Annotated in this window: 19 protein-coding genes and 1 tRNA gene; 11 read left to right on the top strand and 9 right to left on the bottom strand. The window is 38.2% G+C overall.

All coding sequences use genetic code 11. From position 1 onward, the window contains the following. Positions 1 to 184: 184 nt before the first annotated feature. Positions 185 to 2,098: a lectin-like protein gene (locus H6F62_RS15765; protein WP_190372457.1), complete on the top strand. Its 1,914-nt coding sequence runs from the start codon at positions 185 to 187 to the stop codon at positions 2,096 to 2,098. 74 nt (positions 2,099 to 2,172) lie between these two features. Here the strand turns inward: H6F62_RS15765 and H6F62_RS15770 are convergent, their stop codons facing one another. Further along, positions 2,173 to 3,531 (bottom strand): NAD(P)/FAD-dependent oxidoreductase, encoded by a 1,359-nt coding sequence (locus tag H6F62_RS15770; protein WP_190372458.1) that lies wholly within the window; start codon positions 3,529 to 3,531, stop codon positions 2,173 to 2,175. 265 nt (positions 3,532 to 3,796) lie between these two features. Here H6F62_RS15770 and ilvC point away from each other — a divergent pair, with 265 nt between their 5' ends. From ilvC to H6F62_RS15785, 3 genes are all read left to right on the top strand, one after another. Further along, positions 3,797 to 4,792: a ketol-acid reductoisomerase gene (ilvC, locus tag H6F62_RS15775; protein ID WP_137908793.1), complete on the top strand. Its 996-nt coding sequence runs from the start codon at positions 3,797 to 3,799 to the stop codon at positions 4,790 to 4,792. A gap of 132 nt (positions 4,793 to 4,924) precedes the next feature. Then, complete coding sequence (locus tag H6F62_RS15780) at positions 4,925 to 6,073, top strand: ATP-binding protein (protein ID WP_190372459.1); 1,149 nt, start codon at positions 4,925 to 4,927, stop codon at positions 6,071 to 6,073. Then, on the top strand, positions 6,073 to 6,675 hold the full coding sequence (locus H6F62_RS15785) for a DUF4276 family protein (protein WP_190372460.1): 603 nt from the start codon (positions 6,073 to 6,075) through the stop codon (positions 6,673 to 6,675). The genes H6F62_RS15780 and H6F62_RS15785 overlap by 1 nt, the downstream gene beginning before the upstream one ends. 103 nt (positions 6,676 to 6,778) lie before the next feature. On the opposite strand, the gene H6F62_RS15790 is transcribed toward H6F62_RS15785, so the two are convergent. Together H6F62_RS15790 and H6F62_RS15795 are read right to left on the bottom strand one after the other, a co-directional pair. Continuing rightward, positions 6,779 to 8,170, bottom strand: a complete 1,392-nt coding sequence (locus H6F62_RS15790; RefSeq protein WP_190372461.1) for an amidase — start codon at positions 8,168 to 8,170, stop codon at positions 6,779 to 6,781. A gap of 54 nt (positions 8,171 to 8,224) precedes the next feature. After that, the gene (locus H6F62_RS15795) at positions 8,225 to 9,595 is read right to left on the bottom strand and encodes an ATP-binding protein (RefSeq protein WP_190372462.1); all 1,371 of its coding nucleotides are present in this window, start codon (positions 9,593 to 9,595) and stop codon (positions 8,225 to 8,227) included. A gap of 19 nt (positions 9,596 to 9,614) precedes the next feature. On the opposite strand from H6F62_RS15795, the gene H6F62_RS15800 reads away from it, so the two are divergent. Then, the gene (locus H6F62_RS15800) at positions 9,615 to 10,313 is read left to right on the top strand and encodes a response regulator transcription factor (RefSeq protein ID WP_190372463.1); all 699 of its coding nucleotides are present in this window, start codon (positions 9,615 to 9,617) and stop codon (positions 10,311 to 10,313) included. Positions 10,314 to 10,495: 182 nt separating this feature from the next. Further along, a complete protein-coding gene (locus tag H6F62_RS15805; RefSeq protein WP_190372464.1) occupies positions 10,496 to 10,801 on the top strand; it encodes a hypothetical protein in 306 nt (101 codons plus the stop codon). Positions 10,802 to 11,002: 201 nt separating this feature from the next. Here the strand turns inward: H6F62_RS15805 and H6F62_RS15810 are convergent. The 3 genes from H6F62_RS15810 to pds form a co-directional block, all read right to left on the bottom strand. Continuing rightward, a tRNA-Ser gene (locus H6F62_RS15810) sits at positions 11,003 to 11,090 on the bottom strand. Positions 11,091 to 11,207: 117 nt separating this feature from the next. After that, positions 11,208 to 12,140, bottom strand: a complete 933-nt coding sequence (crtB, locus tag H6F62_RS15815) for a 15-cis-phytoene synthase CrtB (protein WP_190372465.1) — start codon at positions 12,138 to 12,140, stop codon at positions 11,208 to 11,210. After that, on the bottom strand, positions 12,124 to 13,584 hold the full coding sequence (gene pds, locus H6F62_RS15820) for a 15-cis-phytoene desaturase (RefSeq protein WP_028091764.1): 1,461 nt from the start codon (positions 13,582 to 13,584) through the stop codon (positions 12,124 to 12,126). The genes crtB and pds overlap by 17 nt, the downstream gene beginning before the upstream one ends. A 564-nt stretch (positions 13,585 to 14,148) precedes the next feature. Here pds and H6F62_RS21255 point away from each other — a divergent pair. After that, positions 14,149 to 15,366, top strand: a complete 1,218-nt coding sequence (locus H6F62_RS21255) for a septal ring lytic transglycosylase RlpA family protein (RefSeq protein ID WP_137908798.1) — start codon at positions 14,149 to 14,151, stop codon at positions 15,364 to 15,366. Positions 15,367 to 15,699: 333 nt separating this feature from the next. Then, complete coding sequence (gene nagZ / locus H6F62_RS15830; RefSeq protein WP_190372466.1) at positions 15,700 to 16,785, top strand: beta-N-acetylhexosaminidase; 1,086 nt, start codon at positions 15,700 to 15,702, stop codon at positions 16,783 to 16,785. 255 nt (positions 16,786 to 17,040) lie between these two features. Here nagZ and H6F62_RS15835 read toward each other — a convergent pair whose 3' ends face one another. Continuing rightward, positions 17,041 to 18,789 carry an AAA family ATPase gene (locus H6F62_RS15835; protein ID WP_242026035.1) on the bottom strand — a complete coding sequence of 583 codons (1,749 nt, stop codon included), beginning with the start codon at positions 18,787 to 18,789 and terminating at the stop codon, positions 17,041 to 17,043. 306 nt (positions 18,790 to 19,095) lie between these two features. Here H6F62_RS15835 and H6F62_RS15840 point away from each other — a divergent pair, with 306 nt between their 5' ends. Both H6F62_RS15840 and H6F62_RS15845 read left to right on the top strand, forming a co-directional pair. Then, complete coding sequence (locus tag H6F62_RS15840; protein WP_137908800.1) at positions 19,096 to 19,326, top strand: hypothetical protein; 231 nt, start codon at positions 19,096 to 19,098, stop codon at positions 19,324 to 19,326. After that, positions 19,323 to 19,592, top strand: coding sequence for a hypothetical protein (locus H6F62_RS15845; protein WP_190372467.1), 270 nt, complete (start codon positions 19,323 to 19,325; stop codon positions 19,590 to 19,592). Before H6F62_RS15840 ends, H6F62_RS15845 begins: the two co-directional genes overlap by 4 nt. Here the strand turns inward: H6F62_RS15845 and H6F62_RS15850 are convergent. Both H6F62_RS15850 and mutL read right to left on the bottom strand, forming a co-directional pair. Continuing rightward, complete coding sequence (locus H6F62_RS15850) at positions 19,587 to 19,844, bottom strand: hypothetical protein (RefSeq protein WP_236097159.1); 258 nt, start codon at positions 19,842 to 19,844, stop codon at positions 19,587 to 19,589. The genes H6F62_RS15845 and H6F62_RS15850 overlap by 6 nt on opposite strands. A gap of 59 nt (positions 19,845 to 19,903) precedes the next feature. Next, complete coding sequence (gene mutL, locus H6F62_RS15855) at positions 19,904 to 21,580, bottom strand: DNA mismatch repair endonuclease MutL (RefSeq protein ID WP_137908825.1); 1,677 nt, start codon at positions 21,578 to 21,580, stop codon at positions 19,904 to 19,906. Positions 21,581 to 21,751: 171 nt separating this feature from the next. Here mutL and H6F62_RS15860 point away from each other — a divergent pair, with 171 nt between their 5' ends. Beyond that, complete coding sequence (locus H6F62_RS15860) at positions 21,752 to 22,087, top strand: rhodanese-like domain-containing protein (RefSeq protein ID WP_137908802.1); 336 nt, start codon at positions 21,752 to 21,754, stop codon at positions 22,085 to 22,087. Positions 22,088 to 22,147 lie beyond the last annotated feature (60 nt).

Consider the following 22,147-nt stretch of genomic DNA (forward strand, 5'->3'; position numbering starts at 1 on the left):
TTCAGTATAAACTCGGTACAAAACTCAGTCATTGGTATGATATCATGGGCGTGCAACCTTTAGGCATATCCGAAAAAAAATGTACAATCCAGAATCCTTGCAGAGGGAATTTCTCTATCAAGATTTTGGAAAATACATATTTGAATTTGGTCAATGTCTATCTATAATATACAGGATTATCCTCATGCCCGATTATAACGGCAGTACCTATCGCCTCACCAACCGCCTTACATGGGAACAAGCTCAAGCTGAAGCCCTAAATGCAGGCGGAAATCTTGTGACTATTAACTCACAAGCAGAGCAAGATTGGTTAGTCAGTACCTTTGGTGGTACTGAACAACTATGGATTGGCTTGACAGATAAAGTAACAGAAGACCAGTTCCAGTGGGCAAGTAATGAAACATATACTTACACTAACTGGTTTCCCGGTACAACAGGTATTCCCACTCAACCAGATAATGGCGGACCAGAACCGGGTGAAGATTATGTGGTGATGAATTTCGGTGCTGCTGGTCAATGGAATGATTACCCCAATAATAGTAACTTTACTTTCCGAGGCATCATTGAAATCAGACAATCCGTCACTCCGACTCTGATCAATGGTACTAATAGTAATAACACCCTCAATGGTACTAATGGTGATGACACCATCAATGGATTGTTGGGCAATGACACCCTCAATGGATTGTTGGGCAATGACAGCCTCAATGGTGGTGGAGGCAATGACAGCCTCAATGGTGGTGCGGGTAGTGACACTCTTGATGGTGGTGCTGGTACAGATATCTTGGTTGGTGGTGCAGGCGATGATATCTATGTTGTAGATAGCACCACTGACACCATTAGAGAAAATCCCGACGAAGGCATAGATACCGTTCGATCTGGTGTTACTTACACTACTCCTGCTAACGTGGAAAACCTGACACTGACAGGAACAACAGCGATTAGCGGTACAGGTAATGCGCTTGATAACTTCCTCACTGGTAACAGTGCTAATAACACCCTTAATGGTGGTCTAGGTAATGACACCCTCAATGGTGGTGCGGGTAGAGATACCTTGGTTGGTGGTTTAGGCGATGATATTTACGTTGTAGATAGCACAACTGACACTATTACCGAACTTGCCAACGGAGGTATAGATACCATTGAATCTAGTGCCACCTTCACTATTGCGATTGCCGCCCTAGCCCAGATCGAAAACCTGACACTGACAGGAACAGCAGCAGCGAACGGTACAGGTAACACTCGTGATAACGTTATCACTGGTAACGGTGCTAATAACACCCTTAATGGTGGTGCAGGTAATGACACTCTTGATGGTGGTCTAGGTAATGACACCCTCAATGGTGGTATTGGTAATGATACTTATATTTTCACCATCGATGACATTGGACTGGGTAGGGACACCATTACAGATGGATCTGGAGTAGATACCATTAGCTTTGCTGGTACGTCTGCTAATATCCGTCTGAATCTGGGTACCAGCTTTGGTCAAACCGTTGATGCTAATACAAACACAAAAGTTGTATTAAACGCAGACACGATTGAAAACGCAATCGGTGGTGATGGTAATGACCGCCTCATTGGCAATAGTCTGGACAACACCTTAGAAGGTGGTCTAGGTAATGACATCCTCAATGGAAGTACTGGTAATGACTTCTTGTTTGGTGGAGATGGTGATGACTCCTTGAGTGGTGGAGATGATGATGACTACCTCACGGGTGGTCTGGGTAGTAACAATTTGTTTGGTGGCGCTGGTATTGACCAGTTCGTATTCAGTGGAGATAATCCTTTTAATACAACTGATAATGGAGTAGACATCATTGCTGACTTCTCCACGGGAGTTGACCAGTTAGTTCTGAGTAAAACCGTATTTGATTTTCTAACCAGTGATGTCGGTATAGGATTGAGCGATCTGTCAGACTTTGACTATGTTGAAGATGATGAATTCGCAGGAGATAGCGAGGCCAGGATTGTTTATAGTCTAACCAGCGGTAGTCTCTTCTATAACCAAGATGGTGCTACAGCAGGTTTTGGTACTGGTGGTGAGTTTGCAGTTGTAGATCCTTTGACTGCTAACGATTTTGTGATTATTGCTTAATCTGGAGTTATAATCCACTTTCTACTCCCCAAGTGTCCCCCGTTCCCAGTCTAGGACTGGGAACGAGTGAGCAACTACACATTTAACGGCTTTTTGGTGACAATTGGCGTGTGACTCTGATTATTTGCAATTGGGATAGGTGCAATGGCTTCTTTACCTGTAATTAATCTGGCGCTACGATTACGGGTAAAATAATTCCACAACCATTGAATCATGACTACTAACTTGTTGTCAAATTCTATGAGGAAGTAGATATGAATGAATAACCACACGAACCACGCAAAGAAACCTCGGAGTTGAATAAATCCTAAATCAACAACTGCGGCGTGTTGACCAATCATTGCTAAACTACCTCTATCTACATATTTAAACTGGCGTAATGTTCCACCTTGGAGGCGTTTTTGAATCAGTTTAGCTACATATTCCCCTTCCTGCATGGCCACTGGTGCAACTCCCGGTAAGGGTTTATCATTTTGATGGGAGAAGTTGGCTAAATCACCAACTACAAAGATGTTAGGATATCCCTGAATACTCAAATCCGGTTCTACTATAACACGACCAGCGCGATCGCTTTCCACTCCAGTCCTATCCGTTAACACCTTACCCATAGGTGAAGCTTTTACACCAGCAGCCCACAATACGGTTTTAGCTGCAATTTCTTTGACTTCATCACCTTGTTTGATTGTAACAATATCATTTTCAATATGTGTTACTAAGGTTTTGGTTTGCACATCTACACCCAAAGCCTTTAATGATACTTCTGCTGTCTGAGATAATTCGGGTGCGAAGGGGGGAAGAACACGATCTAAACCCTCTAATAATAAAACTCTGGTTTCTGATGTGTCAATGTTGCGAAAATCTTCTTTGAGGGTTTTAGTGGCTAATTCTGCAATTGCTCCTGCTAATTCTACTCCAGTTGGACCACCGCCGACAATTACAAAAGTTAATAAAGCTTGGCGTTTAATGGGGTCGCTTTCGTTTTCAGCCGCTTCAAAAGCCATAAAAATCCGCCGACGCATTTCAATAGCGTCCTCAACAGTCTTTAAACCGGGTGCAAATTCTTCCCAGTTATCCTTACCAAAATAGGAATGCTTTGCCCCTGTGGCGACAATTAGGGTATCATAGTGGACAGATTCCCCTTTGACTATCACATTCTGAGCTTTGGGGTCAATATCATGAACTTCACCCAACAATACCTTTGTATTTTTGCTTTTGCTGAGGACAGAACGCAAAGGAGAGGAGATATCTGCTGGGGATAAAGAACCCGTAGCGACTTGGTACAGCAGTGGTTGAAAGAGGTGAAAATTGCGTTTATCAATGAGGGTGATTTGTACATTGGCCTTGGCTAAAGATTTAGCAGCATATAAGCCACCAAAACCACCGCCAATAATCACGACTTGATGGACTGGTTTTTTGTCAGACAGATCAACCATAACAGATATTTCCTTCGATAACAGGTGTTGTAACTATTCTTAACAAATTTGTATCAAAATTGTCATAATTATTTCTGTTTATCTTGAACTTCTGAAAAAAAAAGTAAAAGTAGGGGATTTGTGAGGAGGTAAGGACGCAAGGACTACACTCACTCAGGAGTCAAGGGGAAGAAAGAAATTCCTGTCTGTTAAGAGTTCCCCAATTTGCGATAGAATCAAAATTCTGCCAATTTCACAACAACCTTTGCGGACAGGAGATGCTTCTATGGCGCGTATGTATTATGATGAAGATGCTAATTTAGACCTTTTAGCGGGTAAGACTGTTGCTATTATTGGTTATGGTTCTCAAGGTCATGCTCACGCGCTCAATCTAAAAGATAGCGGTGTTAATGTGATTGTGGGATTATATCCCGGTAGTAAGTCCACAGCGAAAGCCGAAGCTGCCGGCTTGACTGTAAAAAATGTGGCTGACGCAGCTAAAGCTGCTGATTTCATCATGATTTTATTACCTGATGAAGTCCAAAAAACAATTTATAAAACCGAAATTGAACCAAATTTAGAGGCTGGAAACGTTTTAGCTTTTGCACACGGCTTTAATATCCATTTTGCACAGGTTATCCCCCCCGCTGATGTTGATGTCGTCATGGTTGCACCTAAAGGACCCGGACATTTAGTCCGTCGTACTTACGAACAAGGACAAGGTGTACCTGCATTATTCGCAGTTTATCAAGACGCAACCGGTAAAGCACGCGATCGCGCTATGGCCTATGCTAGAGGTATTGGTGGTACACGGGCGGGTATTTTAGAAACCACTTTCCGGGAAGAAACCGAAACCGATTTATTTGGGGAACAAGCGGTATTATGTGGTGGTTTGAGTGCTTTAATTAAAGCCGGTTTTGAAACCCTGGTAGAAGCAGGATATCAACCAGAACTAGCTTATTTTGAATGTCTACATGAGGTCAAATTAATTGTTGATTTGGTCGTAGAAGGTGGTTTAGCGACAATGCGTGATAGTATTTCTAATACCGCAGAATATGGTGATTATACTCGTGGTCCCCGTGTTGTCACCTCTCAAACTAAAGCGGAAATGAAGAAAATCCTCAGCGAAATCCAATCTGGACAATTTGCGCGGGAATTTGTCTTAGAAAACCAAGCGGGTAAACCTGGTTTTACTGCTATGCGTCGTCAAGAAGCTGAACATCCTATTGAAGCAGTTGGTAAGGATTTACGTGCTATGTTTAGTTGGTTGAAGAAAGCTTAATTTCGGATAATTGTCAAAGAGGTGATTGGTAATCATCAATTACCTCTTAATCTCTATTTAGGGATTGCTACCTAGAAAATAGCTATGATAAAATAAAAAGATAGGTCTGCTGCAATCTTATCTTTATTCATAATGTTTATTTCTCATATAATACTCAAGAATTGGCGTAATTTTCTGTCAGTTGATGTTGGATTAGGTGACAGAGTTTTTATAATTGGTCCTAACGCCTGTGGTAAATCTAATTTTCTGGATGTATTTCGCTTTTTACGTGACATTGCCAAACCTGGAGGTGGTTTACAAACAGCGGTAAAAGAGCGTGGAGGAGTATCTAAAATTCGTTGTTTGTCAGCGCGGCAAAATCCCAAAATTGAAATTGAAGTACACCTGTCTGATTATTCTAGTCATCAACCTATATGGAAATATGCTATTGGCATAACACAACAAACTAGAGGTTATCGTCAACCTATTTTAGCCTACGAGCGTGTATGGAAGAGAAATGAAATAATAGTTGATAGACCAGATATAGACGATGAAAAAGATGAATTACGACGAACACAGACCCACTTGGAGCAAATTAGTGCTAATGCCAATTTTCGAGAAATTGCTAAGTTTTTTGAATCAGTTCTCTATCTACACCTTGTACCGCAGTTACTTCGTTATCCAGAGGTGTTTTCTGGACCGGGAATTTCAGAAGATCCTTTTGGCAGAAGTTTTCTAGAACGCATTACCAAAACTCGTGAAAAGACTCGCAAATCTCGACTAACAAAGATTGAAAATGCTTTGCGTTCTGCTGTTCCCCAATTGAAACATCTTACTGATATAAAAGATGAAATGGGTGTTCCTCATTTAGAAGCAGTATATGAGCATTGGCGACCTCAAGCCGGCAAACAAAGAGAAGATCAATTTTCAGATGGAACATTACGTCTAATTGGCTTGCTGTGGTCATTACTAGAAAGTGATTCACTGCTGCTTCTTGAAGAACCAGAGTTATCTTTAAATGCAGCAATAGTTAAAAAATTACCTTCTTTAATGTATCGAATTCAACGTCAGAAAAAAAGACAAATAATACTCACTACACATAGCGCGGATCTACTCGAAGACGAGGGAATTGGGGGTGAAGAAATATTACTTTTAACACCGAGCTTAGAAGGGACTAAAGTTACTACAGCATCTTCAATTGATAATATACGTGATCTGCTAGAAGGCGGTTTAAGCATAGCTGAAGCCGTATTGCCATTAACTAAACCATCTGAGATTAATCAATTGGAGATTCATTTATAGTGGATTTAATACCTATTAATTTAGCTGTTGAAGACCCACTGAGTGAAGCTGTATTGCGGACAATTTTACACCAGTCAAATCGCCGTTATATAGTGGGTAATTGTTATTCTAAACATGGTTTCGGCTATCTTAAGAAAAATATCAAAGGATTTAATAATGCTGCTCAAGGAACACCTTATATAGTTTTAACAGACCTTGACAGAGCAGAGTGTCCACAGGAACTAATTCAGGAATGGCTACCATATACGAAACATCCTAATCTTTTGTTTCGTATTGCTGTTAGGGAAGTAGAAGCATGGCTTTTAGCTGATAGTGACAGCTTTGCCAAATTCTTAGGAGTTTCACAAACATTGATTCCTCAAAATGTAGACGAAATTAGTGATCCAAAACAAACATTGATTAATATTGCCAGAAAATCTAGAAACCGTGAATTACATGAGGCTATAGTTCCACGGTCTAATAGCACAGCAAAGGTAGGTAGAGACTATAATGGACAGTTAATTTACTTTGTTAATAACTACTGGCAAATGGAAGTAGCTAAGTTATGTTCCCCAAGCTTACAAAGGGCTATCAATGCTATATCTAAATTTGAGCCAATATGAAGGAAAGGGGCAGGATTTTCATCCTACCATTGAAAAATTTTCTGAAGATATATTTTAATTCTCATCCTGTCAGTTCTCAAATCCTGTAAATCCTGATTTTGACTTAAAGTGCTGGCCGATGTTGAATCCAAGGGTTGGCCGCTTCTAATTGGGCTGCTAGACTAATTAAAGTAGACTCGGCCGCAGGTTTACCAATTAATTGTACACTTATGGGTAAACCGTTATTATCAAAACCCATCGGCAGAGCGATCGCAGGTAATCCGGTAGCATTTGCAACAGGACAAGGGGCAACCCAATGGACAATTTTAGCAAATGTCTCTTCTGGACTCAAATCTGCCCATTCTCCCACGCGAATCGGAGAATGGAGATAAACTGGTAATACTAATACATCTATGGTATTAAAAAACGCGACAATCTGCCGGGAGACAATCTGCATTTGGGCTAGTGCTTGCAGATATTCACCTACAGAACCATTTTTTGCTAATAACCAGCGGTTTAATGGTTGCAAGGCTGCTGAGGGAATTCCTGCAACTGCTACTCCTGCTTGCCAAACTACTTTAAATGGTTCAATTAAGCGACTAAAATCTGGGTATTGTTCCGTAATTTGATGTCCAAATTGTTCTAATAACTGGACTGTTTTTAATACTCCCTGTTGACAATTTATGTCAGCTTCTCCGAAAGGCATGATCTTGGTACTAAAAGCAATTTTCAGAGGATTTAATTTAACCTCAGTTGCATTCAGAAAGGATGGCTGTGGATCTGATAACCAATAGGGATCACCTGTGACATATCCAGATATAACATCTAACATCGCCGCTGCGTCAGCTACGGTACGGGCAATGGGTCCATCCACAGCAATACCACCTAAGTTTTCACCTACAGGGGCTTTAGTAACTCTACCTTTAGCGGGTTTAATTCCAACTACGCCACAACAAGCCGCAGGACCACGAATCGAACCACCACCATCTGAACCTTGAGCGATCGCACTTAATCCCGCTGCTACCGATGCTGCGGCACCACCACTAGAACCACCAGGAGTATATGCCAAATTCCAAGGGTTTCTAGCTGGGGGAAATCCCGCAGGTTCACTGTAAGGAAAAGAACCTAATTCAGACGTTGCGGTTTTACCAAGAATAATAAACCCAGCTTGTTTAATTTTGGTAACTACACCATCATCGTCATTAGCGATATTATTTAACAGGGCTGAATTGCCATAAGTGCAAGTCACGTTTGCAACTGCATTCAAGTCTTTAATAGAAATTGGTACACCAAAAAATGGGGGTAATTCTGAAGTTGTTGTGAGTAATTCTGTTTTAATTTTAGCATCAGCAACGGCTAAATCTGCCGTAACTGTGAAATAACTTCCCAATTGGGGGTTTAAGCGTTCAATGCGTTCTAAATATACTTCTACCAACTCTAGGGGTGAAACTTCCCGCAGTCGAATTAATTGTGCTAACTCTAAAGCTGGGGTAAAAGCTAAATCATTATTATCCATAGATATAAATTTGCTAATTTATTGTTACTTTAGCAGAATTTTTGATAATTATCCCTATCCTATATTGGGATGGGGAATTTTAATCGTAAAAATTGTCCCAATTCCTACTTGACTCTCTAAATTAATTTCTCCCTGATGACATTCTACGCATTTTTTGACTACAGATAATCCTAAACCACTTCCCACGATATTATCAACATTTTGACAACGATAAAAAGGCTCATATATTTTCTGTTGTTCTGTCAGGGAAATTCCTATACCTTTGTCTATTACTTGAAAGATGATAAATTTGGGTTCTGATTTTAAAATCAAGGATATTTGACTACCAATATCTGAATATTTAATAGCATTTAATAGTAAATTTGTGAGCATAGAATATAGGAGTTTTTCATCTAAATATCCCCGAAAAATTCCGCTTTCGTTAATAAATATAATTTTATGGGTTACTGGATTAAAAACTTGTATATCTTCAACCAAATTTAAACAAAAATCTTCTATATTGATTAATTGAGTTTTACAATCCAACTTACCTGCTTCTGCTCTTGTTAAAGTTAATATATCAGTTAACATATGATTCATTAATTTAGCCGAGTATTGAATACGAGAGAGATTTTTAAATTGTATTTCATTGATAACATCCTTAAGAGATTCTCTTAATAATTGAGCAGAAAGTAAAATCACACTCAAAGGTGTGCGAAATTCGTGAGATACCATAGAAAATATCTGAACTTTCATTTCTCCAATTTTCTTTTCTTGAAATAGAGAAGATTCTAAAGATTTAATTTTATCACGCTTTACCCATTGACGCTCAAGCATAATACATAAACCAGAAATGACTACAATAATTAAAATTGTCGCCAAAATTTCTATGACTATTCTTGAATGAATAATATATTCAGATTCTTGGAGAGAGTTTTGTAAATAATCTTGTTCTTCCGCTTTAATGTCAGAAATTAGTGGTAGAATTTGTTCCCTGATTTTGACACTGCGCTCTGTGATCTCAGTTTGAGATTGTATGGCATTTTTATCTTTTTGATAAAGTTGTATAGATTGTTCTAAAAGGGCTAATCTTTGATTTACCAAAGCGTTAAAAATTGTAAATCTTTCTTGTTGACTCCTGCTAAAATGTATCTGCTTCTGTAGCAATTTTAGTCCATGATGTATATTTATCAACGCATTTTCATACCGTTCTAAATCCTGTTTACTTCCCATAAAAATATACCCCCGTCGCGCTGATTCTGCAACCGTCATTGCTGCATAAAAATTTGTTAACGTATTCAGAGTTTTGTAAGTATGATTCACTCTATTAGCACTTTGTTTAATTTCAGATGTATTCTTAAATGAAGCAAATACAACTAAACTCATTAGTAAAAGGGTGAAAGTAAACCCTACAGCAATCCATTTTCCTTGTAAAGACCATTTCATAAAATACTAATTTATAATCATGCGAATTCTCATCGTTGAAGATGATACTCAATTAGCAGAGGTATTAACAGAAGCTTTAACCAACCGCCATTATATCGTAGATGTAGCTAGAGACGGCGAAGAAGCTTGGGATTTAGCCGAGTCTATGAAGTATAATTTATTTATTCTAGATGTCACACTACCCAAACTGGACGGAATGAAATTCTGTCAACGCTTACGTAATACTAGCACCACCAACCCAGCATATCGCAATTCAGGTGTACCCGTCCTCATGTTAACAGCCCGTGATACAATATCGGACAAAATTGCTGGCTTGGACGCGGGTGCGGATGATTATGTTTCCAAACCATTTGACTTAGAAGAATTAATGGCTCGTATCCGCGCTTTACTCAGACGCGGTAATTCGACAATTACAGTCGGTTTATCCTGGGGTAAACTACATTTGAATCAAAGTACCTATGAAGCTACTTATGATACTTACACCATTTCCTTAACTGCAAAAGAATTTGCTATTTTAGAATTATTGATGGCCAATGGCAGACGAGTATTAAGTCGTTCTGGTATTATTGAACAAGTTTGGTCAATAGACGACTCTCCCGCAGAAGAAACTCTTAGGTCTCACATTCGTTCTCTGCGTCAAAAACTCAGAGTTATAGGTGCTTCAGAAGATTTAATTCAAACAGTTCATGGCTTAGGTTATCGTCTCAAAGAGGAATAATACCTCTTGAGATAGAGTTTTTATTTTACCTAATATTTTACAAGCAAGGGACTGTATTTTCATCTGCACAAATTTTGCACAAATCCTGCACGGTAATTGCATATATAGGTTCTATAATGTTGTTCTGTTCAGATGTGAATAAAGGAGGTTAAACATAGATGGATGTCACTAGGGAAAAAAACATGAAATTACAGTACCCATATTATGGTTGGTTAATTGAAATCATACCATCATCAAAAGGTTACATTTTTCAGTGTTGGATAGAAGATGAGCAAATCGGTATTAGCGATAATCATGTTTATCATAGTAAGTCTCAGGCTGTTAGAGCGGCTAGAAAAAGAGCAAAACTAGAATCTACAACTTTTGCAATCATTCAATTGTTGCATGAGTTTAACGAAAATTATCATATCAACGCCCAGGAATATACATCCCTGCTAAATTCCATTGTCCGCTTTAGCAATTTTGCAAGTCAAGTTAAAGATGCTTAAAAGACTAAATATTTTAGTCCTTAAATAAAATACAGGGTGTCAGAAATCAACGTTTTTGGATTTGAGGAAATCTAATTTTTTATGAACACCAAAAAAGAAGGTCGTGGTAGCGGTAGGTTGAAACCAACCCCTTAATTCCACTAGCTTTGACGCTCCCCACCCTAAAGAGGGATGGGGTATTGCGGCGATTCTTGATAAAAACGGAGAGGGAGGGATTCGAACCCTCGAAGGGATATAATCCCTTAACAGATTAGCAATCTGCCGCTTTCGACCACTCAGCCACCTCTCCAGTCATGTTTAACAATGTTATCAGAAGTTTTTGGGCTTGTCAATAGTTATTTTGTTAAAAAATTAAATGACCATTGACCATTGACCAATGACCAATGACCAATGACCAATAAACAAGTTATAGCACTTGCGATCGCATCCAGGCTGCCGGCAAGGTGCGTAACTTTTTCCATTGAGGAACATAAGCTCGCTGACTGAACACATCATAATCATTGCGCTCAATCATTTCTAAAATCTGCTCATAGAGCATAGATGCAGACCAGACAGGCCACCGAGCATCAGCAGCGAGATAACTAATACCTTTATCTGCTTGAATATAGAATTGACGGGCGCGATCAATTTGAAACCGCATCAGTGAACGCCAGCGGTCATCAACTACGCCCTGGATACATTCTTCCTCAGTGTAATTAAATTTGGCCAAATCTTCCAAGGGAATATAGATGCGGCCGCGACGGGCATCCTCACCGACATCACGGAGGATGTTCGTAAGTTGGTTAGCAATTCCCAAAGCGATCGCTTCTTCTATGGGAAGATAGGGCTGTTGGTTTTGATGCCAAGGGGCTGTATAGATGCTATTATCTACACCCATAATCGTTGTTGACATCAAACCTACAGTTCCCGCTACCCGGTAGCAGTAGAGATATAAATCCTCAAAAGTTTCATAGCGACTACGATGCAAATCCATGCGCTGACCAGCAATCATATCCCGAAAGGGTTGAATGTCTAAAGGAAAGCGTTGGAGGGTATCTACTAACGCTACATCAAAATTATCCAAAGGGCAGCCCGCAAAAATCGCCTCCAGTTGATTTTCCCATAGTTCTAGGGTTTCTGGCGTGGTGATAGCGGAGGCAGGACCATCCACTAATTCATCTGTACGGCGACACCAGGCATAAATTGCCCAAACAGATTGACGCTTGGCCGGACTCATCAGCATTGTACCCAAATAAAAAGTCTTAGCGTACTTAGCAGTGAGTTCCCGACAAAGCTTGTATGACTCATCTATAGAGACCAGCGTTTTCATGCGCGGGGGGGAATCAGGCAGTTGCAGCATTCGTGGCGGGCGGTCGGGTTGGCGTTTGCAGGTGAGAGGGATTTGCTACCGTCAGCGCTTGAGAAATGGCCTGCGCTGTTAGTTTACCAGAAAGTACCGCCCCTTCCATACTGGCGAGATAACGTTGCATTGTATAATCCCCAGTCAGATAGAAATTAGAAATGGGGGTTTGTTGGGAAGGACGGTACTCTTGGCGACCTGGGGTAGCTTTGTAAACTGAACGCGGTGTTTTCACCACATGATATTTCAGTATTTTTGTAGGATTATCTCCCCCAAAGTGTTGGGGAAAGAGTTTTTCTAATTCGCTAATAGTTGCAGCGACGATTTCCTCATCGGATTTAGATATCCAATCTGCGGCTGGTGCTAGAACTAATTCCAACATTGAACGGTCAGGATTGGCATATTCACGACAAGTATTACTCATGTCAGCATAAACGCTCAGGAGTGGAGACCGGGAAAATAGTAGATGATCAATATCTGTTAATTTGCGATCAAACCAGATATGAACATTAATCACTGGTACACCTTCTAAACCGTTTAATTGTTGGAAAAATGGCATTTCTTTCCACGCATTGGGTAAAATCGGCTTTAAAGGGTCAACAGGTAGGGCAGATACATAAATATCCGCTGTGAGTATTTCATCTTCTGCCCCGTTCAAGCCCCGCAATAGGAATCCTTTAACAGTTCCATCCTCATTGAGTAAAATCTCTTTTAAAGGCGCATTCAGACGTACCTCACCACCCCTTTCAGTAATGTGGTCAATAATTGGCTGACACAATCTTTCTGTGGGTGAACCGTCTAGGAAGGCCATTTTTGAGCCGTTTTTCTCTTGCAGGAAGCGATTCAAGGCTGTTAATAAGACCGTGGCAGAAATTTCCTCTGGGTTAATGAAGTTCAAAGCTTTGGACATAGCAATAAATACTTCTTTTTCTACCCGGGGCGGAACGTTTTGTTTTTGCAACCACTCCCGGAAAGAATATTTGTCCATTTCTTCCACGTACTTTTGCCCTTGCAGTATGGCTGGTAGTAACCCGATACCAAAACTGATTTTCTCCGCCCAGGTTAGCATATCGTTGTTTCTCAGAATGGCAATGACACCATTTATAGGTGCCGGTAAATCTGGGAAATCAAAACGGCTGTAAGTTCCTGGGGAATCAGGTTGATTAAAGATCATTGTGTGTTCTTTCCACTGCAACCGATCTTCAATGTCTAATTCTTTGAATAACTGCAACATATTGGGATAGGCCCCAAAAAAAATGTGCAGCCCCGTTTCGTACCAATCACCATCAGCATCCTTCCACGCGGCCACCTTCCCCCCAATTACGTCTCGACGCTCCAAAACAATGGGGGTGTAACCTTGATCCGTTAGATATTTTGCACAGGAAAGTCCTGCTAGACCCCCTCCTGCGATGGCTACGCTGCACTTCGTGAATGCTACTTGCATTTAACCTACTGTTCTTTAATATTTCTTAATTGTTTTGTCGTTCTCATTATACGTTGCAATCCTTTACATTTGCCGTTTCCTCTCTGAATTACCTCCTAAAAAATTTCCCCCCACTGCCACTAACTATGTAATTTACTTACACATTAAGTAATTTAATTAACTAAATATTTTTTATAGAAAAATATTTGGTGTAGTTTATATCTCAATTTCCATCCGTGCATTTTTTCGGCTAACTGCTGATTACAAATACAAAAGCCAGTTTTTGATTTATGTATTTAGACGTAAATTATGTCTCTAAATCAGTAAGCTAAATAGCGAAAATTATGAGCATTAATAAGCAAAAATTTGGGAAATACTCCTAATTACCGCAAATATATTTAAAATTCTTATCAATTTAAATAGCCATGGCGTTATATGATGATCCCAGACAGTTTAATCATCATTAAATCTGAAATTTAATTATGTAATTACCAAAAATTTGTCTCTTGTTTAATAAAACCTTTTTTGTTTAATCTGGGCATATTTACCCGGAAATTTAGCATCTATTTCCACAATAACTAAACTATGATATCAAACGGAATACTATGGTTAACATCCTTTACGGGTGGTACTTTCATGTTGACAGCTTTACCAATGGGGTTGGCATCCCCAACACAATTTACAGCTAATTTAGTCAAGGATCAGCATCAATTTTTGACAAATGCTCAACAACATAAAAATGCTTGGCAAAAAATCTTCATATCAAAAACTCTCTTCACTTTTGATTGGATAAATAAACAATTAGCATCACATCGAGATGCCGCCATTATCCCAGATTTGACAACATTCAAGGCCAAAGAAACAAAATTTTGTTCCCCTGTGCCAGAAAATATAGCTGCACAAACTCCTTGGAAAAATGTTACTAACTCTGTATTAGTTAAATTCACCCAGTTTAGTGTTCCCAAACTCGATTTTTCACCTCCTACTGTTGTGCGATCGCTCCAAAGCTTCTTTAATGTCATTAACAATGCAGTAGAGCAAAATGGCAGTTACGATTATGCACCAGTATTAATTGTCAAGCGTAGTGTATCTAATTATGAAGTATGGGTTAATAACAACTTTGTTGCTAGACTCCCTGATCGCATTACAGCTAATGCTTTACAAAACCGCTTACAGCAATTAGTGAAATCACCAAAAGTACAACCTACAGAAATACAACCTGGTTTAGTGGATAAAACTCCGTCCCTCATGGTAGGTACTCGCTTACTATTTGCAATTGAACGAAAACTGTCCGCTCAACTTGGTCGCAGCGGTGACATATTAGCCCTGGAATGGAGTAACAATCTCCGCATAGCCCTGCATACCGAACCCTTGACGCTAATACAAGGACAAATGGCAATGTATGGATTAGAGTCTTCAACCACAAAACTTTCTGGATTAGCTTCTTGGTATGGCGGCTATTTTCATGGTCGCTTAACAGCAAATGGTGAAATATATAATCAAGATGATTTCACAGTTGCCCATCGTACCCTACCTTTTAATACATACTTAAAAGTCACAAACTTAGAAAATAATAAATCCGTAATTGTGCGTGTTAATGACCGTGGCCCCTACATTGCACCCAGAAGCCTAGATTTATCTCGAACAGCGGCTCGTTGTCTCGATAGTGAACATACTGGAGTCGTAGCTTATCAGGCTGTGGTTTTACAACAAAATGCGCCACAAATGACCTTGAAACCATTGTCACCAAAAACACAATATCTGGCTAATACAAAAAGCGAGATCTTGGTTTCTCGGTTTTAGTAAAAATCATCCTTAAATCCCCGACATCTTGAAGAAGTTGGGGTTGGAAACTGTAACTTAAATTCTAGCCAGATGTAGACAAACTTGCCGGAATGTACTATGATTATCGGTATCCAGATATGTCTATACTTGGGTAGTTTTGGATAAGTTTTATAGAGTGGATCTATTTGCTATCATAAAATGATAAATTGCCAGGAGCTTTTGATTGATCAGCTAAAAAGTACCTAATTTATATATTTTGTATATATTTGGGCGGGCTAGAAGCCCACCCCACAAGAGTTAGAATCCATATTCTGATCCAGTTTAGCTGCAAAACAACTAATCAAACTAATTATGTCAACATCTCAATCATCACCAAGCTTTGGTAATCATCTAATTTTGGGTATTTCTGGAACTACTTTAAATGATGATGATAAACGGGTATTAAATGAATTAAAACCCATTGGTGTCATCTTTTTCGGGAAAAATTTCCTCGACGGTGTACCCTATACAATTTGGTTAGAAAACTTTAAAAACCTCATTGATGAAATTCGTCAATATACCGAACGTGATTTCATGTTTACTACTTTAGATCATGAAGGTGGCCGAGTAGTGCGGACTCCTTTACCCATTACCCGTTTCCCTCATGCTTATTTATTACAATCTCACGCTTTTGAAGTTGCTAAAGCCACAGCTAGAGAATTAAAATCTCTGGGAATTAATCTTTCTTGGTCTCCGGTTGCGGATATTTTCTCAAATCCTCAAAACCCAATTATTGGACCGCGTGCGTTTGGAATTACACCAGAAAAAACTAGTCAATGTGTGCGGGAATATTACCGAGGATTGCGAGAAGAGGGAATTTTAGGTTGTGCTAAACACTTTCCTGGCCATGGAGATACTAGCACAGATTCCCATTTGGAATTACCAATATTAAATTTGAGTTGGGAAGATTTACGAAACCGGGAATTGATTCCTTTTCAAACATTAATTCAGGCACAAATTCCGTTAATCATGACAGCACATATTTTGTTTCCGCAAATTGATCCACAAGTACCAGCAACGTTATCTAAAATCATTTTAAATGATATTTTAAGAGAGGAGTTAGGTTTTCAAGGTGTGATAGTTTCCGATGATTTAGATATGAAAGCTGTATCAGAAATGTTTATGAAAACGGGAACGGTAGCGCGGGCTTTTGATGCTGGTTGTGATTTGTTTATCGTTTCTCGCAATATCAATTCTTCTTCTTTGGAACGGACATATAAAATAGCTGAGGATTTTTCTGCTAGTTTAAATAATGGTAGTTTGGATATAGCAGTGGTGGAAGCAGCGCGGGAGAGGGTGGAAAATTTATTGCGGGTAACTCCTCAATATCCGGTTTCGACTCTTGATAAGGAGACGTTGATGAAGAATGCGGAATTGGCTATAAGTTGTTGTTTGTAGGGGGATTGAATTTTTAACGAACCACAGAGGCACAGAGAGCGCAGAGGAAGAGAACAAGAGAAATATTCAAGATGTTTAGTTAATTATGTTTACTCAAACATTCTTTTAACTCTTTTGCTAGTTCAGATAAGAATGCTGGCTGATGTTTAATTAGCCATTCGGTAAGTTTGTAAGAATGCTTAGTTTTTCTAAATTCTAATAGATTCTGACAGAATTTTTGAAACAAATTTTCAAGAATATTCGCCCCGTGAATCTTCAACAACCAATTATCATCAGAAACGTCTTCTTTTTTGATACCTGGAAGTAAATTGCTTTTTTCCTGCTTAATAATATCCAGATATTCTTGAATTTGGGTGTCTCTAGCCATTTAGCCTCTTGGTTAATTATTGCTGATATGGCTTCTGCATTCAGTAAATAATTTTCATACATGGGTAAATTCAAAAATGTAAAATTTCTCTTTTCTAATTCTTTAATCTTTGCTTCTGTCTTATTTTCTCTATCAAATATAAATCCAATTGCTGGTGGAAATAAACTTGCTCCAGTTGTAAGTTTTTTGTATACTTCAGCAACAAGATCAGAATGTTTTCCATCCAAAAGAGCATCTGTACTATTAACAGATAAAATTTTAAGCCCCCTCAAGGGAATTTTGGCTAATTCTTCCAATATCAACGGAAAACATTTTTCCTCAGTCGGACCTTCTACCCAAAGGATATTATCAGCACCAAAAACGTCAGATAATCTAATTCCCAGTTCATCTAATATTTCATTTTGTGATTCTATATCTTTTGTATCTATTCTTAATGCAGTTGTTTGACAATTTTCACATTGCAGTTTAATAATATTAGATGGATTAGCTGCTGTAATAATTTCTGGTGAATGAGTAGCAATAAAATATTGATGTTGGGGAAATTGTTTAATAGTCTCTATCAGCTTTCTTGCTGCACCTGGATGTAAAAATGATTGTGGTTCATCAATAATTATTGTTCTAGGTTCGTGAATAGAAGAAACTAGGATATATACAATTGCTAAGACTTGACTAACGCCACTTCCGCATGAAGATAGAGGTAGTGCTAAATCACCTCTACGATGTTTAATACTATCTTTATTCCAAACCAGTATTTCCAAATCTGAATTATCTCTTAATGCTACAGTAATTGACTCTATTTCAGGCAGAATATTTGAAACTAATTCAGTAAAATAATCAAACATTCCACGATTTTCACTATTTAATCTAAAAAGAACTTCAGCAAGATTAGAAGCATCTGGTTCTAATTCACTCTTGGTTATAACTTCAGTTCTCTGAATGTTAAGTTTATAAGTACCAATATTTAAACGTTCAGCTTTAAACTTATAAATACGACTTACAAAAATATCGAATAACTTCTTACCTATGCTTTCATTAATTTTTCCCTCATATGTGACAAATTTTGATTCGTAATAATTATAATCATAATTGTAAAATTCTTTGAGTTCGAGAATAATTTTGTTGTTATCGAACTTGATTTTGTAAAAATTTTTATGGAAATCTTCATTATATGATTCAAAATTAAGAAATTTTCTGAGGCTGATATTATCTAAAATGACATTTCTATAAATTATTAAACTGATTTCTATAAAAGTAGAATTTTCTAAAAAATCTTTAAATTCAGTAAAAGCTTCAAGCAAACATTCGTATAGATGTTCTTCATATTTTTGTTCACCTTCTTCAGGATCAATTATATCGCTTATATCGCTAATCATATCAAGATAATTTTCATCTAATTTAGGTGCTGGAATACCAAGATCAGGAGACATCTGTTTCATAAAACTTAGTAATTCTTCTTTTTCAATATTCCAAATAATTTCTATTCTCGATTTTTCTTCTAACCTCGAACTTTTATTTGGCAATGTCTTGATACTTCTATGCGGATGATCTTCAAAATCCAAAGTCAGTACCTCAAGTAAAGATGTTTTACCTGCATTATTTCGTCCAACAATAATATTGACACCTGGTGAAAATTCCATTTCTCCAGAGTCGTAATAAGACTTATAATTAAATACTTGTAACTTCTTGATATACATTTGATTTCATTTATTTATTGAGTTAATTCTATTATTGACAATTTAACTTAATTTGACAAGTAAAATCAAATAAACTCAGTATAGCAGCGTGTTAGATGCTTGATAGATGTAAATTAAGGGAGAGTTAGCGAAGCTTACCGTAAGTATCGCTTGTTTTGGGGTTGTGAGGCGCATAAGGGCAGCAAAGCGCATTATTAATTCAAATACTTGATATCATAGCTAGTAAAAGGCAATTCAAATTTCTAAACCATGACTGAATTACTACAGCAAGTTATTTCAGAAATTGAAAAATTACCAGCAGAAGAACAAAATGCAATTGCTACCCGTCTTCTCGCAGAAATCAAAAATGAGCAAGGTTGGAAAATTCGTTTTGCAGCTACAACAGATAATCAGTGGGATAGTATAGCTGAAATGGTGCGTCAGGAAATAGCATCTGGTGAGATTACTCCTCTCGATGAAGTTTTTCCCCCTCAACCATGAAGTCAAGCGTAACAAATACATTTCGTCAGCAACTTGGTCAACTTCCTGCAACAGTTAGGAAACAAGCAACTAAAACATACCGCTTGTGGCGTTTTGACCCTTATCATAATAGTCTTCAGTTTAAAAAAGTGAGTCAGCGTCAACCAATATACTCCGCTCGTGTGGGAATCAACTATCGCGTTCTCGGATTATTAGAGGAAGATCATATCTACTGGTTTTGGATAGGTACTCATGCTGAGTATGATGAGTTACTTCAGCGATTATAAAAAGACAAAATTTTCCATCAACGTATTCAGCGAAATTCCTTTTAAACTCGCTAACTCTGCTAAATATTCAATCCGTTGTGCTTGCTGTTTTTCAATCTGTTCAGTTAAGCGCAATAATTCTTTATATTCATCATTGCTAAGAGTTTTTACATCTCTTTTAGCGATTAAATTGTTGTAAGATTTTTGAATATCTAACGGAATACCCTGATTAATCTTTAACAATAATTCTGACTCCCGTTGCATTGTTGACATAATTTTTTATCTCATCAACTAATATATTAATATTATCATCCGTTCGGTTAAAAAATACTTCAAATCCCATGACTTTTCCCAATTACCCAATTACGTCGGAAAAACCGCGCTAGTGCTGATTCTTCCAAAGATAAATAAATTGGTCTACCATGGGGACAAGTGCGCGGGTTGCGGGTACGTTGCCAATTATCTAATAAGGTCTGCATTTCTGGTAAACTCATTTTTGTGCCATTACGAATTGCACTCCGACAAGCAACTGCAATTTGAGCAGTTTGTAAGTCTCCCCCCCAACTTAATTCTAAAATTGCCTCAGCACAATCTTCTCTTTGTTTTAACATGGTTGGGATGTTCCGCACGCAAAAAATTTTATCACCAAATGGTTCTATATCTAAACCAATACGTTCTAATTGGGAAACCTGCGCTGGTGATAATTGATAAATAATAATTGGGGTTTCTACAGGTACTAATTGCCAGTGATCACATAATTGTTCATATAATACTCGTTCATGGGCTATATGTTGTTCTACTAACCACATTCCCCCAGAATGTTCAGCAACTATATAAGTATTACTCAGTTGAGCAATTGCTTTTAAATGGTTTTGAGTTTCATTGTTTTCAGAATTTTGAGAATTTTGAGAATTTTGAGAATTGAATCTATATTCACCTTTAGATTCTGCTACTTTTAATAAATTACTAATTCTGCTAGTGTGAACTGATTCTTTAATATTAGTTTCGGAAATCCTCAGAGATTTGTTGATAGCTGCGGTAATTTGTTCTTGCCAAAAAGGTAGATCATGCAGATATATTTCTGTTTTGGCTGGGTGGCGATTCCAGTTAATTTGCTCAGGAGGAATATGCAAATGTAAAAAACACACGGGATAGCGATCGCGTGGTAATGTTTTATGGAAAGCTGATAAGATATTCTGTTCTAATTCTGGTGATTTAATTATCCTGCCATTAATTGCCACTTTCACCCAATCCAAACGATGACGATGACATCTATCTGGTAAACCTATCACTAAATGTAAAGACGAATTTTCCAGATTTGGTATTTCTAAATTCACTTCATATAAATCATCTTGTCGGACTTGAGGAAGAATTTGCGGAATTAATTTTCCCACGGTTGGTGCGGGACAAATTGTAAACCATTCTTTGTCATTTTGCCACACTTGATAATGAACATGAGGATGACATAAAGCTATTTGTTGAATTATCCCTTGTACAGCTTTTAATTGCTGATTTGTCGCGGGTAAACCTTGACGACGGGCTGTACAATTAGCAAATAAATTATTCACTGTCACCACGGTACCAGGGGCAATAGCAGCAATATTTACTTCTGTTACTTCCCCTTCGTTATTATAAACAATTCGCCAGCCTTCACTTCCTCCTAAAGGACGACTTAAAACTTCTAAATTTGCTAACGTTGTTAAACTATGTAGTGCTTCACCACGAAATCCTAAACTGCTAATTTTCCATAAGTCTGCACTAGAATGAATTTTACTTGTACTGTGTGCAGTTGCAGCTTGTTGCAAATCATCCAAATTCATACCACAACCATTATCAGCTACCCGAACTCGCCATAATTGTGGCCATAAAGAAACTACAATGCGCGTTGCACCAGCATCTAGGGAATTTTCTACTAACTCCCTGACAACGGCCACCAAAGAGTCAATTACTTCTCCTGCCGTAATTAAATATACAACTTCTGTTGGTAAAGCTTGAATAGTAGATACCATCATGAGGAATTAAAATTAAAAATTAAGTATTTTCTAAATCTAGAAAACATTAGCCTACAATATTATGATTGCAAAAAATTAATTTCTAAATTCTGCTGTCATTCTAAAGAAATAAGAATTAATAGGGGATATTTGCTAAATTTTTTATAGATTAGACAGCACGAAAAGCTTATGAGTATTAATTTAGTTGCTGATGTTAACGACTTAAAGACCAATCTGCAATGGGGACAACCTGCTTTTACAATTATTGATGTGCGCGATCGCTCAAACTATAATCATAGCCGCATCACCGGGGCAATTTCTATCCCCCTCAATGACTTAGAACATCGCGCCCAAACTTGCTTACATAGAGAACGCCAAATTTACATTTATGGTGAAAATGACAGCCAAGCAGCACAAGCCGTCAGAACCTTACAATTCCTTGGTTTTACAACAGTAGCCGAACTTGTAGGTGGTTTACAAGCCTGGAAATCCATTAACGGCGCTACAGAAGGAACAGACGGTTAACAACTGTACTCAAATCAACCAAAAAGTTAGGCTAACCGCGTAAATTTAGTCACCACTCCC

The sequence above is a fragment of the Anabaena sp. FACHB-1391 genome, from assembly GCF_014696755.1.
Lineage (GTDB): Bacteria > Cyanobacteriota > Cyanobacteriia > Cyanobacteriales > Nostocaceae > Dolichospermum > Dolichospermum planctonicum.

Coding starts and splice junctions, on each gene's coding strand:
- nagZ (WP_190372466.1), top strand. CDS start 15,700: ATGTCAACATCTCAATCATCACCAAGCTTTGGTAATCATCTAATTTTG.
- H6F62_RS15840 (WP_137908800.1), top strand. CDS start 19,096: ATGACTGAATTACTACAGCAAGTTATTTCAGAAATTGAAAAATTACCA.
- H6F62_RS15765 (WP_190372457.1), top strand. CDS start 185: ATGCCCGATTATAACGGCAGTACCTATCGCCTCACCAACCGCCTTACA.
- H6F62_RS15860 (WP_137908802.1), top strand. CDS start 21,752: ATGAGTATTAATTTAGTTGCTGATGTTAACGACTTAAAGACCAATCTG.
- H6F62_RS15800 (WP_190372463.1), top strand. CDS start 9,615: ATGCGAATTCTCATCGTTGAAGATGATACTCAATTAGCAGAGGTATTA.
- pds (WP_028091764.1), bottom strand. CDS start 13,584: ATGCAAGTAGCATTCACGAAGTGCAGCGTAGCCATCGCAGGAGGGGGT.
- H6F62_RS15795 (WP_190372462.1), bottom strand. CDS start 9,595: ATGAAATGGTCTTTACAAGGAAAATGGATTGCTGTAGGGTTTACTTTC.
- H6F62_RS15805 (WP_190372464.1), top strand. CDS start 10,496: ATGAAATTACAGTACCCATATTATGGTTGGTTAATTGAAATCATACCA.
- H6F62_RS15780 (WP_190372459.1), top strand. CDS start 4,925: ATGTTTATTTCTCATATAATACTCAAGAATTGGCGTAATTTTCTGTCA.
- ilvC (WP_137908793.1), top strand. CDS start 3,797: ATGGCGCGTATGTATTATGATGAAGATGCTAATTTAGACCTTTTAGCG.
- H6F62_RS15790 (WP_190372461.1), bottom strand. CDS start 8,170: ATGGATAATAATGATTTAGCTTTTACCCCAGCTTTAGAGTTAGCACAA.
- crtB (WP_190372465.1), bottom strand. CDS start 12,140: ATGCTGCAACTGCCTGATTCCCCCCCGCGCATGAAAACGCTGGTCTCT.
- H6F62_RS15770 (WP_190372458.1), bottom strand. CDS start 3,531: ATGGTTGATCTGTCTGACAAAAAACCAGTCCATCAAGTCGTGATTATT.
- H6F62_RS21255 (WP_137908798.1), top strand. CDS start 14,149: ATGATATCAAACGGAATACTATGGTTAACATCCTTTACGGGTGGTACT.
- mutL (WP_137908825.1), bottom strand. CDS start 21,580: ATGGTATCTACTATTCAAGCTTTACCAACAGAAGTTGTATATTTAATT.
- H6F62_RS15845 (WP_190372467.1), top strand. CDS start 19,323: ATGAAGTCAAGCGTAACAAATACATTTCGTCAGCAACTTGGTCAACTT.
- H6F62_RS15850 (WP_236097159.1), bottom strand. CDS start 19,844: ATGTCAACAATGCAACGGGAGTCAGAATTATTGTTAAAGATTAATCAG.
- H6F62_RS15835 (WP_242026035.1), bottom strand. CDS start 18,789: ATGGAATTTTCACCAGGTGTCAATATTATTGTTGGACGAAATAATGCA.